The following is a 12,713-nucleotide window of genomic DNA, read 5'->3' on the forward strand; positions in this document are numbered from 1 at the left end:
CCAAGCGCCGTCACCGGCTCCCGCCGCGCGGGCGCGGGCCGCCGGCCTCGCCGCCTCCGGCTACGTGGTGGCGCGCCGCAAGGCGACGGTGGCGGCCGAGATCACCGGCAAGGTCACCGAGACACTGGTCGAGGAGGGCATGGTGGTCGAGGCGGGCCAGCCGGTCGCCAAGATCGACAGCACGCTCGCGGCGACCGACTTCGCGCTCGCCACCGCCAGGGTCGAGGCGGCGGACGCCGCCGTGACGGCGATCTCGGCGGATCTGCGCGACGCCGAGCGCATCCTGGAGCGCACCCGCAGCCTGTCGCAGAAGAACTTCGCCACCGAGGCCGACCTCACCCGCACCGAGGCGCGCGTCAACGTGTGGCGCGCCCAGCTCGCCCAGGCGAAGGCCCAGCTCGCGGCGGCCAAGCTGGATTCGCGGCGCGCCGGCGAGGTCCTGGAGAAGCACACCATCAAGGCGCCGTTCGGCGGCGTCGTCGTCGACCGCAGCGCCCAGCCGGGCGAGATGATCTCGCCGATGTCGGCCGGCGGCAGCTTCACCCGCACCGGCATCTGCACCATCGTCGACATGGATTCACTCGAGGTCGAGGTCGACGTCAACGAGGCCTTCATCGGCCGCGTCCACAAGGGCGGCCCCGTCAACGCCGTGCTCGACGCCTATCCGGACTGGACCATCCCGGCCTATGTGATCGCCATCGTGCCGACCGCCAACCGCGAGAAGGCCACCGTCAAGGTGCGGGTCGGCTTCCGCGAGAAGGACCCCCGCATCCTGCCCGACATGGCCGTCAAGGTGACGTTCCTGGACGACACGGCGGCGAGCGGCGCGACCGGCGGCACGGCCGCGCCGGAGCGCGCCGCCGCGGCGCGGTGACCCCCAATCCATTCCCCAGCGGAGCGACTGCGTCGATGTCCGACATGCCTCTCGTTCGTCTCGCCGGCGTCAGCAAGGGATTCGTCAAGGGCCGGGACGCGATCACGATCTTCGACCGGCTCGACCTGACGATCCCGGAGGGCGACTTCGTCGCCGTGATGGGCCCGTCGGGCTCCGGCAAGTCGACGCTGCTCAACCTGGTCGGCGGCATCGACCGGCCGGACGCGGGCGAGGTGGTCGTCGCCGGCTCGCGCATCGACACGCTCTCGGAAGGCCAGCTCTCGCGCTGGCGCGCCGCGACGATCGGCTTCGTGTTCCAGTTCTACAACCTGATGCCGATGCTCTCGGCCGCCCAGAACGTCGAGCTGCCGCTCCTGCTCACCAAGCTGAGCAAGGCGGAGCGCAGGACGCATGTCGAGACGGCGCTCGCCGTCGTCAATCTGGCCGACCGGGCGAAGCACTATCCGCGCGAGATGTCGGGCGGCCAGCAGCAGCGCGTCGCCATCGCCCGCGCCATCGTGTCGGATCCGAAGCTCCTGCTCTGCGACGAGCCGACCGGCGACCTCGACCGCGCCTCGGCCGACGAGATCCTGAACATGCTGACGATCCTCAACCGCGATCTCGGCAAGACCATCGTGATGGTGACGCACGATCCCGCCGCGGCGCGCTTCGCCAAACGCACCCTCCACCTCGACAAGGGGCATTTCGAGGAGAAGGAGCTGGCGGCGTGAACGATTTCCTGCTGATCCGCAAGAACCTGTTCCGCAAGAAGTTGCGGGCGATCCTGATGATCGTCTCGATCCTGATCGCCTTCGCGATCTTCGGCGTGCTGGCGGCGTTCGAGCGGGCCTTCAACGCCGGCGAGGACGTCTCCGAGGCCGACCGGCTGGTGGTGGTCAACAAGATCAACTTCACCCAGCCGCTGCCGATCGCCTACTTCAACCGCATCGCCGCCGTCGAGGGCGTCAAGGACGTCACCTTCGCCAACTGGTTCGGCGGCTACTTCCAGGATCCGAAGAACTTCGTGATCGTGATGGCGGTCGAGCCCGAGAGCTATCTGCGGATCAGCGCGAGCGACTTCGCCTTCGGGCCCGAGATGACGCAGGCCTTCGTGCGCAACCGCACCGGCGCGCTGGTCGGCCGCGCGCTCGCCGACAAGTGGGGTTGGAAGGTCGGCGACCGCATCCCGATCTCGTCCAGCATCTTCTCGCAGAAGAACGGCACGCACACCTGGGACGTCTCCATCGTCGGCATCTTCGACAAGGCCAAGCCGCAGGGCGACTCCAACCTGATGTTCATCCAGTACCCGTATTTCGACGAGACCCGCTCGTTCGGCAAGGACACGATCGGCTGGCTGATCCTCAAGACGGAGTCGTCGGCCGTCAACGACCGGGTGATCAAGACCATCGACGCGATGTTCGCCAACTCGTCCTGGGAGACCGCGACCGACACCGAGAAGGCTTTCAACAAGGCCTTCGTGGCGCAGCTCGGCAACGTCGCCTTGATCGTCACGCTGGTGGTCGGCGCCGCCTTCGTCACGATCCTGATGATCGTCGGCAACACCATGGTGATGGCGGTGCGCGAGCGCACCCGCGAGATCGCCGTGCTCAAGACGCTCGGCTTCTCGGGCGCCCGCGTGCTGCGCCTGGTGCTCGGCGAGACGCTGCTGCTGGCCTTCATCGGCGGTACGCTGGGGCTGGGGCTGGCGACGCTGTTCACCTTCGCCATGCGCAACACGCTCGCCATGTTCGTGCCCGGCCTGCAGATGAGCCCCGGCATCGTGCTGACCGCGGTCGGATTCATGATCCTGCTCGGGCTCGCCACCGGCCTGGTGCCGGCCCTCAACGCCTTCAAGCTGAAGATCGTCGAAGCGATGGGGCGCGGCTGACATGCTGAAGCAGATCGCCGCCGTCACGGCCATCAACCTGAGAAGCATCCCGCAGCGCTTCTGGCTGTCGCTGTCGACCGTGGTCGCGGTCGCCCTGGTCGTGATGGTGCTCCTGTCGTTCCTCGCCATGTCGGCCGGCTTCCGCCGCACGCTCGCGAGCTCCGGCGCCGACGACATCGCCATCGTGCTGCGCGCCGGCGCCCGGGCCGAGCTCAACAGCGTGATCGGCCGCGACCAGGTGCGGCTGCTCGAGGACGCGCCCGGCATCGCCCGCGATCCGCAGGGCAAGCCGCTCACCTCGGCCGAGCTGTATCTCGTCGTCGACGGCATCAAGCGCACCACCGGCACCAAGGCGAACCTGCCGCTGCGCGGCATCGGCGAGAGCGGCGCGGCGATCCGCAAGGGCATCCGGCTGGTCGAAGGCCGCATGTTCGAGCCCGGCCGCAACGAGGTGGTGGTGGGCAAGAGCCTGCTGCGCGAGTTCTCCGGCTTCGAGCTCGGCCGCAGCGTGAAGTTCGGCACCAGCCAGTGGACCGTGGTCGGCGTGTTCGAGGCCGAGGGCAGCGTCTTCGAATCGGAGATCTGGGCCGATCTGCCGGTCGTGCAGAGCCTGTTCAACCGCCCCAACACGTTCCAGATTCTTCGCGCCCGACTCACCGACCCTGGGGCGCTCGCGGCGCTGAAGGCCTACAACGACGGCGATCCGCGCCTGAAGCTCGACGTGAAGTCCGAGAAGGACTATTTCTCGGAGCAATCCTCGCAGACCTCCGATCTGATCCAGAAGCTCGGCTGGCCGCTCGCCATCGCGATGGCGTTCGGGGCGCTCGCCGGTGCGCTCAACACCATGTACTCGTCGGTCGCCTCGCGCTCGGTCGAGATCGCGACGCTGCGCGCCATCGGGTTCGGCGGCTTTCCGGCCTTCGTCGGCACGCTGGTGGAATCGCTGCTGCTCGCCGGCGTCGGCGGCGTCATCGGCGCGGTCGCGACCTTTCTGATCTTCGACGGCTTCTCGGCCGCGACGCTCGGCGCGAGCTTCACCCAGATCGTGTTCAGCTTCGAGCTGACGCCCGCGCTGATCGGGCAGGGCGTCGCGCTCGCCCTCATCGTCGGCCTGATCGGCGGCCTGCTGCCGGCGATCCGCGCGGCCAGGATGCCGATCGTGCAGGGATTGCAGGGGTAGGGCGACGAAGTGGCGCGAAGGCGCCGCCACTTGCTCCGCTCATTCCCGCGAAGGCGGGAATCCAGGGGCCGCTGGCCGTGTCGCCCCTGGGTCCCCCCCTTCGCGGGGACGAGCGGATCAAACAACCGCCGCGCCGTGGATGGCCGGGACGAGCCCGGCCATGACGACGGAAATGTCCGTCGCGCCTCACCCCACCAGCACGTTCCGGAACTGCCAGGGATCGGACTCGTCGATGTCCTCCGGGAACAGGCCGGGGCGGCCGGTCAGCGGCGTCCAGTCCGTGTAGGTGCCGATCACCGGGCCGAGATAGGGCCGCTGCACCTCGAGGCAGCGGCGGAAGTCCATGTCGTCGGCCTCGACGATGCCGGCCTCCGGGTTCTCCAGCGCCCACACCATGCCGGCCAGTACGGCGGACGTCACTTGCAGGCCGGTGGCGTTCTGATAGGGCGCCAGCTCCCGGGTCTCGTCGATCGAGAGCTGCGAGCCGTACCAGTAGGCGTTCTTGGCGTGGCCGTAGATCAGCACGCCGAGCTCGTCGATCCCGTCGACGATCTCGTTCTCGTCCAGGATGTGGATCTTGTCCTGGCGCTTGCCGGCCGCGCCGAAGAATTCGTGCAGCGAGAGCACGGCGTCGTTCGCCGGGTGATAGGCGTAGTGGCAGGTCGGCCGGTAGACGACGGTGCCGCCGTCCCGCACCGTCAGATAGTCGGCGATCGAGATCGCCTCGTTGTGCGTCACCAGGAAGCCGTACTGCGCCTGCGCGGTCGGCGTCCACGAGCGCACCCGGGTGTTGGCGCCGGGCTGCAGCAGATAGATCGCGGCGCCGCAGCCGACCTCGTGGGTGCGGCCGTTCGCCGGTATCCACGTCTCGTGAGTCCCGAAGCCCAGCTCGGCCGGCTGCATGCCCTCGGACAGGAAGCCCTCGACCGACCAGGTGTTGACGAACACGTTCTGCGGCTTCGGGTGCTTGGCGCGCTGCGTGTCGCGCTCGGCGATGTGGATGCCCTTCACCCCGAGCTTCTGGGCGAGCCTGCCCCACGCCTCGCGCGTGCTCGGGACGACCGTCTCGACGCCGGTGTCGCGGGCGATGTCGAGCAGCGCCTGCTTGACGAACCACGACACCATGCCGGGATTGGCGCCGCAGCACGACACCGCCGTGATGCCGCCGGGCTTGCGGCGGCGCGCCTCCAGCACGGCCTCGCGCAGCATGTAGTTCGAGCGGTCGGCCGTGCTGGCCGACTTGTCGAAATAGAAGCCGGGCCACGGCTCGGCGACCGTGTCGATGTAGAAGCAGTCGAGCTCCCGGCAGAGCTCCATGATGGCGACCGACGAGGTGTCGACCGAGACGTTGACGCAGAAGCCGCGGCCCTCGCCCTTGGTCAGCAGCGGGGGCAGCAGCTCGCGGTAATTGTTCTTGGTGATCCCCTCGTGGACGAAGCGGATGCCGCGCTCGTCGAGCAGGCGGCGGTCGGCGTCGCTCGGGTCGATCACCACGAAGCGCGACTTGTCGAACTGGAAGTGCCGCTCGATCAGCGGCAGGACTCCGCGCCCGATCGAGCCGAACCCGATCATGACGATCGGTCCGTCGATTCGGGCATGCACGGGCCAATCTTTCATTGCGGGTGCTCCGAAGCAGACGTGGATGGAAGACGGGACGGCGGCGCGGGCGTCACCCGCCCGACCGGGGGGAGGTGAGGCGCGCGCCGCAAAATGACGCGCCCTCGTGAACGACAAACGACGGCAAAGATCAAGCCGCGCGGGGCAGGGCTGCACCGCCCTCGACCGGGCTGGTCACGCCGAGGCGGCGAACCGCCCTCCTCGCGGCCCCGGACAGGGGCCGCTGCGTCACCGGTCCGGCGGCGCCGTCGAGCGCGCCGGGAGAGAGCTCGCGGGCGAGCAGCCGCGGCTCGCGGCCGTTCGGCATGGTCAGGCCGCCGGTCGCCGCCGCCGAGAAGCCGAAGCGCGCGTAATAGGGCGCGTCGCCGACCAGCAGCACGGCGGCGTGGCCGCGCTGCGCCGCGACGGCGAGCGCATGCCGCATCAGCGCGGCGCCGGTGCCCTCGCCCTGGCGGGCCGGATCGACGGCGAGCGGGCCGAGCAGCAGGGCGTCGCGTCCGCCGGCCGCCACCGGCCACAGCCGCACCGTGCCGACGAGGTCTTCACGCCCGTCGTGCTCGATCGTCACGGCGACGAGCGCCAGCCCAGCGGCCGGTGCGTTGCCGGCGCGCAGGCGCTCGGAGCCCTTGGTGAAGCGGCACGGGCCCATCGCCCGGTCGAGCAGCGCTTCGCGAGCCGGCGCATCGGCCGGCCGCTCGGGACGAATCGTGATCATGGCAGTATCCCCCGCCACTGAAAGCGCGCCCGGCCAAGGTCCCGGGCAGGGATCGGCAAAACGCAGACCGTCATGGCCGGGCTTGTCCCGGCCATCCACGTTTTCGGGTGAGACGGACGTTGCGCGTGGATGCCCGGGACGAGCCCGGGCATGACGACTCGGAGGGTGGGGCCCTCAGATGTGGTACGTCTTCAGCGGCGCGAAGCCGTTGAACGCCACCGCCGAGTAGGTCGACGTGTACGCCCCGGTCCCTTCGATCAGCAGCTTGTCGCCGATCTCCAGGCTCACCGGCAGCGGGTACGGGTTCTTCTCGTACATCACGTCGGCCGAATCGCAGGTCGGGCCGGCGAGCACGCAGTCCGACACGCGGTCGCCGTCGCGCGGCGTGCGGATCGGGTAGCGGATCGCCTCGTCCATGGTCTCGGCGAGACCGCCGAACTTGCCGATGTCCAGATAGACCCAGCGCAGCTCGTCCTTCTCGCTCTTGGTCGAGACCAGCACGACCTCGGCCTCGATCACGCCGGCATTGCCGACCATGCCGCGGCCCGGCTCGATGATGGTCTCCGGGATCGCGTTGCCGAAGTGCTTGCACAGCGCCCGGAAGATCGCCCGGCCGTAGCTCTCCACCACGGGCACCTTCTTCAGGTACTTGGTGGGGAAGCCGCCGCCCATGTTGACCATCGAGAGCGTGATGCCGCGCTCGGCGCAGCCCCGGAAGATCGCCCCGGCCGACTTCAGCGCGCGGTCCCACGAGCGGACGTTGCGCTGCTGCGAGCCGACATGGAACGACACGCCGTAGGCCTCGAGCCCGAGCCGGTGGGCGTGCTCGAGCACGTCAACGGCCATCTCCGGATCGCAGCCGAACTTCCGCGACAGCGGCCACTCGGCGCCGGCGCAGTCGTACAGGAACCGGCAGTAGACGCGCGAGCCGGGCGCGACGCGGGCGATCTTCTCGACCTCGGCCTTGCAATCGACCGCGAACATGCGGACGCCGAGCGCGTAGGCGCGCGCGATGTCACGCTCCTTCTTGATCGTGTTGCCGAACGACACCCGGTCCGGCGAGGCGCCGGCGGCGAGCGCCATCTCGATCTCGGCGACCGAAGCCGTGTCGAAGCACGAGCCGAGCGAGGCCAGGAGCGACAGCACCTCCGGGGCCGGGTTCGCCTTCACGGCGTAGAACACCCGCGTGTCCGGCAGGGCGTGGGCGAAGGCGAGATAGTTCTCGCGCACGACGTCGAGATCGACGACGAGGCACGGACCGTCCTCGCGGCGACGGCGCAGAAACTCGCGGATGCGCTCGGTCATGGCGCTCTCCCCAACAGGCTACGCGACGGCCGGCGAAGGCCATCGATATGGTGGGTGCGGGCGGAGATGCCTTCCCGACCACGCGCGATGGGGACGCGTGAATCGAGAACGGCTCTTCGACCGTCCGTGCTGCCTTGGATTGGAAAGGGGAGGCCCCGATCCGCACGCCCGGCAATGATGAACAAGCCTCTTCGGCGCCCTGATCGGCTGTGGAAGGCCGACAGGACCAAAAAAGCCCGCTCCGTCGTTGCTTTAAGCCGCGTCCCCCGCTGAGGACGGGGTGCGCCGGTTTCGCCTCCGGCTGTCGATCAAGTGTTCGGAGCTTCAACAACCGGCGATCTTGCGATCGTACCGATCTCGCTCCGGGCGGCTGTCCGGCCTCTTGTCCGGATGCCCACCGATCGACACACGGCCACAGGCACGTGCGAAATTGGGCAAGGGTCACTTAAGTGATTTGACCCGGGGGTGCAAGACGTATCCGCACCCGGAAGGGCGGCTCGGCCGACAATTTTTTCAGGAAAGTTCGCCGAGATTTAACGAAGCGTGTCCGGGCTGCAACAGGCCCGATTCGACAGTCGTCTCGATGGGGCGGGCGGCCTGCTTCGCGGCCTTCAGCCGCGGGTCGTGAACGGCTCGACCTTGGCGGCGCTGCGCACGAACTGCACCATCACGGCGACGCCGGCGAGCATCAGCAGGCCCTGCAGGCCCCAGGCGCCGTAGTCGCCGAGCCCGAGCAGATTCGCCACCGCCCAGCCGCCCGCGAAGGCGGCGCCGAACACCTCGGCCCCGATCAGCAGCGCGGCGCCGAGGACGGTCGTCACGTTCGACCAGGCGATGCGGCGGGAGGCGGGCTTGGAGATGGTGTCGAGCACGGGCGGATCCTCGAGAGCTTGGCCGGGCGGACTCTCCACGAAAGCCTGCCCGGGTCAAGTCGACCGCCCGCCGCAGGTCACCAGCAGACGCGGCGGGTCCAGCAACCGCGCCGGTTGCAGACGCGGCGCATCGCGCACGGCACCTCGTGGACGATCGAGGCCGACCGGGCGGCGGACCGGACGGCCGCCGCGTCGGCGGGCGCCGCCGTGGCGGACGGAACGATCAGCAATCCGAGAGCGATGGCGGCGAGGCTGCCCAGCACTATATTGCGCATGTGGTCCTCGATGGTCGGCCGCGGCTCCGGGATCGCCGTCGGCGGCGCTGCCCTCCGCGGCGGCCGGCGCGTGCCGACCGTCTCCCGGTCCGCAAACCCTAAACCAGGCGGTAATTCATGGCTGTTCAATCGTCCGCGAGCGCCCCCGGCAGTAATCCCTTCGACACCGCCTGGACCACCCCGTTCGAAACGCCGCCGTTCGACGACATCCGGCCGGAGCATTTCGAGCCGGCTTTCGACGTCGCGCTCGCCGCCCACCGGGCCGAGATCGAGGCGATCGCGACCGATCCCGCGTCGCCGACTTTCGCCAACACGGTCGCGGCGCTGGAGCGCAGCGGCCGGGCGCTGAGCAAGGTCTCGGCCGTGTTCCACGTGCTCGCCGGGGCGCACACCAACGACGCACTTCTGAAGCTCGAGCGCAGCCTGTCGCCGCGGCTCGCCGCCCATGCCAACGCGATCCGCACCGACGGCCGGCTGTGGGCCCGCATCGTCGCGCTCGGCGACGGCACGGATCTGGCGCCCGAGGACGCCCGGGTGCTGGAGCGCTACCGGATCACGTTCCGTCGCTCCGGCGCCGGGCTCGACGCCGCCGCCAAGGCGCGGCTCGCCGAGATCACGATGCGGCTGGCGACGCTCGGCACCACGTTCAGCCAGAACGTGCTGGCCGACGAGCAGTCCTTCGTGATGGTGCTGGACAGCGAGGCGGACCTCGCCGGCCTCTCCGCCTCGGCCCGCGAGGAGGCGAAGGCGGCGGCCGCCGAGCGCGGCCATCCCGGCAAGCATGCGATCACGCTCGCCCGCTCCAGCGTCGAGGGATTTCTGCGGTCCGCCGAGCGGCGGGACCTGCGCGAGCAGGCCTTCAAGGCCTGGGCGGCGCGCGGCGAATCGGGCGGCCCGACCGACAACACCACCGTGATCGCCGAGACGGTGCGGTTGCGCGCCGAGCGGGCGCGGCTCCTCGGCTACGACAGCTTCGCGGCGTTCCGGCTGGAGGACGCGATGGCGAAGACGCCGGACGCCGTGCGGGCGCTGCTCGATCGCGTCTGGACGCCGGCGCGCGCCCGGGCGCTCGCCGACCGCGACGCCATGCAGGAGATGGTCCGGGCCGAGGGCGGCAACGCGCCGCTCGCCGCCTGGGACTGGCGCTTCTATGCCGAGAAGCTGCGCAAGGCGCGCTACGGCATCGACGAGGAGGAGGTGCGCCCCTATCTGCCGCTGGAACAGATGATCGCCGCCGCCTTCGATACCGCCGGCAGGCTGTTCGGGCTCGGCTTCGCCGAGCGCAAGGACGTACCGGTGTGGCACCCCGACGTGCGGGTGTGGGAGGTGACGGGGCCGGGCGGGGCGACGGTCGGCCTGTTCTTCGGCGACTATTTCGCCCGCAGCAGCAAGCGCTCCGGCGCCTGGATGACGTCGCTGCGCAAGCAGGAGACGCTCGACGGCCCGGTCCTGCCGCTGATCGTCAACGTGATGAACTTCGCCAAGCCGGCGGCGGGCGAGCCGGCGCTCCTCTCCTTCGACGACGCCCGCACGCTCTTCCACGAGTTCGGCCACGCCCTGCACGGCCTCCTCTCCGACGTGACCTATCCGACCATCTCGGGCACCAGCGTCGCCACCGACTTCGTCGAGCTGCCCTCGCAGCTCTACGAGCACTGGATGCAGCACGAGACGGTGCTGAAGCGCTTCGCCCGCCACGCCGTCACGGGCGAGCCGATGCCGGACGCGCTGATCGAGCGCCTCGCCCGCGCCCGCACGTTCGGGCAGGGGTTTGCGACGGTGGAGTATGTCGCGTCCGCACTGGTCGATCTCGACCTGCACGTGCTGTCGCCGGAAGCAGCCGCCGATATCGACCCGAAGGCGTTCGAGCGCGACTCCCTCGCCCGCATCGGCATGCCCGACGAGATCGTCATGCGGCACCGGACGCCGCACTTCACCCATGTGTTCTCGGGCGGCGGCTACGCCGCGGCCTACTACAGCTACATGTGGTCCGAGGTGCTCGACGCCGACGCCTTCGCGGCCTTCGAGGAGACCGGCGACGTGTTCGACCCGGCCGTCGCCAAGCGGCTGAAGGACTTCGTCTACGCCGCCGGCGGCGCCCGCGACCCGGCCGACGCCTACGTCGCCTTCCGGGGCCGCCTGCCCGAAGCCGACGCCCTCCTGAAGAAGCGCGGGCTGGTCGAGGCGGCGGCGTAGGCGCCGGCCAAGAGCTCCGCTCATTCCCGCGCAAGCGGGAATCCAGTATTGCTTCGCCTCGTCGCCCCTGGGTCCCCGCCTGCGCGGGGACGAACGGGGGCCCGAATGTCCTCCAGCTTCGGTCGTCACGCGTCGCCGGTGACGACCCGATCGCATGCCCGAGCCCGCATGACCCTCCACACCGCCGGACATCGCCGCGGCGTCGCCGCCGCTCCTCATCATGCCGCCGCCGAGGCGGGACGCGCCGTGCTGGCCGAGGGCGGCAACGCCCTGGAGGCCATGGTCGCCATGGCGGCCATGATCGCCGCCGTCTATCCGCACATGACCCATGTGGGCGGCGACGGGTTCTGGCTCGTCCACGAGCCCGGCGGAAAGGTCCGCGCCCTGATGGCGCCGGGACCGGCCGGCGCCAATGCCCGGATCGAGCTCTATCGCGAGCACGAGGTGATCCCGACCCGCGGGCCGCTCGCGGCCCTGACCGTGCCGGGCGCCGTGTCGGGCTGGGCGCTGGCGCTCGACGCCGCGAAGGCTCTGGGCGGAAAGACGCCGCTCGGCGTCCTGCTCGGTCCGGCCATCGCGGCGGCCCGCGACGGCTACGTCATCAGCGCGAGCCAGCACGCCCTCACGACGACGCATCTGGCCGACCTCACGAAGGCCCCCGGCTTCGCCGAGGTGTTTCTGGCCGACGGCAAGCCGCCGGAGACCGGCGCGACGATGCGCCAGACCGCGCTCGCCGCGACCCTCGACCATCTCGCCCAGGCGGGTCTCGACGACTTCTATCGCGGCGATGTCGGCCGCGAGATCGCCGCCGATCTCGACCGCATCGGCAGCCCGGTGACGCGCGCCGATCTCGCGGCACAGCGCGCCTATGCGACGGCGCCGCTGTCGACCCGGATCTCGGTCGGCACCGTCCACAACGCGCCGCCGCCGACGCAGGGGCTGGCGTCGCTGATCATCATGGCGCTGTTCGATCGGCTGCGCGTGGCGCAGGCCGAGGGCTTCGACCATGTCCACGGCCTGGTCGAGGCGACCAAGCGCGCCTTCATCATCCGCGACCGCGTCGTCACCGACCCGGACCGGCTGCCGGTGCCGCTCGACACGCTGCTCGACCCGAAGCGGCTCGACGCCGAGGTGGCGAGGATCGACATGCGCCGCGCCGCGCCGTGGCCGCACAAGGGCGACAAGGGCGACACGGTCTGGATGGGGGCGGCGGACGCCAGCGGCCTCGTCGTCTCCTACATCCAGTCGATCTACTGGGAGTTCGGCTCCGGCTGCGTGCTGCCGCGGACCGGCGTGCTGATGCAGAACCGCGGCGCCAGCTTCTCGCTCGACCCGAAGGCGCTGCGGGCGCTCGCCCCCGGGCGAAAACCGTTCCACACCCTCAACCCGGCGCTGGCGGTCCTCAAGGACGGCCGGGTGATGGCCTACGGCACCATGGGGGGCGACGGCCAGCCGCAGACCCAGGCCGCGGTGTTCAGCCGCCATGTGCTCTTCGGCCAAGGGCTCGCCGAGGCGCTCGACGCGCCGCGCTGGCTGCTCGGCCGCACCTGGGGCGCGGCCCGCGACAACCTTCGCCTCGAGCCGCGGTTTCCGGATCGGCTGGTCGATCAGCTGCTCTCCGCCGGCCACGAGGTGGAGCTGGTGCCGGAGCCCTATTCGGTCACGATGGGCCATGCCGGCGCCGTGGTGATGCATCCCGATGGCACGATCGAGGGCGGCCACGACCCGCGCGCCGACGGCGGCGCCGCCGGGTTGTGAGAAAGTCGCGCTCTTCCCCGCCGCTTTCCCCCACCC

The 12,713-nt window shown here is 70.3% G+C and carries 11 protein-coding genes; 6 read left to right on the top strand and 5 right to left on the bottom strand.

What is annotated here, in order from left to right; genetic code table 11:
• The 4 genes from CCR97_RS31115 to CCR97_RS31130 all read left to right on the top strand — a co-directional run.
• Window positions 1-874, top strand: an 874-nt coding sequence (locus CCR97_RS31115) for an efflux RND transporter periplasmic adaptor subunit (protein WP_201160229.1), incomplete at its 5' end; no start/stop codon positions are given.
• 35 nt (window positions 875-909) lie between these two features.
• Entirely contained in the window at window positions 910-1,605 is a 696-nt protein-coding gene (locus tag CCR97_RS31120; RefSeq protein WP_111359442.1) for an ABC transporter ATP-binding protein, read from the top strand.
• Window positions 1,602-2,762 (top strand): ABC transporter permease, encoded by a 1,161-nt coding sequence (locus CCR97_RS31125; RefSeq protein WP_111359443.1) that lies wholly within the window; start codon window positions 1,602-1,604, stop codon window positions 2,760-2,762. The genes CCR97_RS31120 and CCR97_RS31125 overlap by 4 nt, the downstream gene beginning before the upstream one ends.
• 1 nt (window position 2,763) lies before the next feature.
• Window positions 2,764-3,942, top strand: a complete 1,179-nt coding sequence (locus CCR97_RS31130) for an ABC transporter permease (RefSeq protein ID WP_111359444.1) — start codon at window positions 2,764-2,766, stop codon at window positions 3,940-3,942.
• Window positions 3,943-4,128: 186 nt separating this feature from the next.
• Here CCR97_RS31130 and CCR97_RS31135 read toward each other — a convergent pair whose 3' ends face one another.
• The 5 genes from CCR97_RS31135 to CCR97_RS31155 form a co-directional block, all read right to left on the bottom strand.
• A complete protein-coding gene (locus CCR97_RS31135) occupies window positions 4,129-5,559 on the bottom strand; it encodes a homospermidine synthase (protein ID WP_111359445.1) in 1,431 nt (476 codons plus the stop codon).
• A gap of 130 nt (window positions 5,560-5,689) precedes the next feature.
• Window positions 5,690-6,274, bottom strand: coding sequence for a GNAT family N-acetyltransferase (locus CCR97_RS31140; RefSeq protein WP_111359024.1), 585 nt, complete (start codon window positions 6,272-6,274; stop codon window positions 5,690-5,692).
• 174 nt (window positions 6,275-6,448) lie between these two features.
• Entirely contained in the window at window positions 6,449-7,579 is a 1,131-nt protein-coding gene (locus CCR97_RS31145; RefSeq protein WP_111359025.1) for a type III PLP-dependent enzyme, read from the bottom strand.
• 611 nt (window positions 7,580-8,190) lie between these two features.
• Window positions 8,191-8,451 (bottom strand): hypothetical protein, encoded by a 261-nt coding sequence (locus CCR97_RS31150; protein ID WP_420826116.1) that lies wholly within the window; start codon window positions 8,449-8,451, stop codon window positions 8,191-8,193.
• A 77-nt stretch (window positions 8,452-8,528) separates the two neighbouring features.
• A complete protein-coding gene (locus CCR97_RS31155; RefSeq protein WP_146618852.1) occupies window positions 8,529-8,726 on the bottom strand; it encodes a hypothetical protein in 198 nt (65 codons plus the stop codon).
• A 117-nt stretch (window positions 8,727-8,843) separates the two neighbouring features.
• Here CCR97_RS31155 and CCR97_RS31160 point away from each other — a divergent pair, with 117 nt between their 5' ends.
• Both CCR97_RS31160 and CCR97_RS31165 read left to right on the top strand, forming a co-directional pair.
• Complete coding sequence (locus tag CCR97_RS31160) at window positions 8,844-10,919, top strand: M3 family metallopeptidase (RefSeq protein WP_111359027.1); 2,076 nt, start codon at window positions 8,844-8,846, stop codon at window positions 10,917-10,919.
• Window positions 10,920-11,087: 168 nt separating this feature from the next.
• Window positions 11,088-12,677: a gamma-glutamyltransferase family protein gene (locus tag CCR97_RS31165; RefSeq protein WP_201160230.1), complete on the top strand. Its 1,590-nt coding sequence runs from the start codon at window positions 11,088-11,090 to the stop codon at window positions 12,675-12,677.
• The last annotated feature ends 36 nt before the right edge of the window (window positions 12,678-12,713 follow it).

Source organism: Rhodoplanes elegans, from assembly GCF_016653355.1.
GTDB classification, from domain to species: domain Bacteria; phylum Pseudomonadota; class Alphaproteobacteria; order Rhizobiales; family Xanthobacteraceae; genus Rhodoplanes; species Rhodoplanes elegans.

What these genes read in the sequence shown, in the direction of transcription:
- CCR97_RS31120 (WP_111359442.1), top strand. Translation starts at nt 910, where the DNA reads ATGTCCGACATGCCTCTCGTTCGTCTCGCCGGCGTCAGCAAGGGATTC.
- CCR97_RS31130 (WP_111359444.1), top strand. Translation starts at nt 2,764, where the DNA reads ATGCTGAAGCAGATCGCCGCCGTCACGGCCATCAACCTGAGAAGCATC.
- CCR97_RS31135 (WP_111359445.1), bottom strand. Translation starts at nt 5,559, where the DNA reads ATGAAAGATTGGCCCGTGCATGCCCGAATCGACGGACCGATCGTCATG.
- CCR97_RS31140 (WP_111359024.1), bottom strand. Translation starts at nt 6,274, where the DNA reads ATGATCACGATTCGTCCCGAGCGGCCGGCCGATGCGCCGGCTCGCGAA.
- CCR97_RS31145 (WP_111359025.1), bottom strand. Translation starts at nt 7,579, where the DNA reads ATGACCGAGCGCATCCGCGAGTTTCTGCGCCGTCGCCGCGAGGACGGT.
- CCR97_RS31155 (WP_146618852.1), bottom strand. Translation starts at nt 8,726, where the DNA reads ATGCGCAATATAGTGCTGGGCAGCCTCGCCGCCATCGCTCTCGGATTG.
- CCR97_RS31160 (WP_111359027.1), top strand. Translation starts at nt 8,844, where the DNA reads ATGGCTGTTCAATCGTCCGCGAGCGCCCCCGGCAGTAATCCCTTCGAC.
- CCR97_RS31165 (WP_201160230.1), top strand. Translation starts at nt 11,088, where the DNA reads ATGACCCTCCACACCGCCGGACATCGCCGCGGCGTCGCCGCCGCTCCT.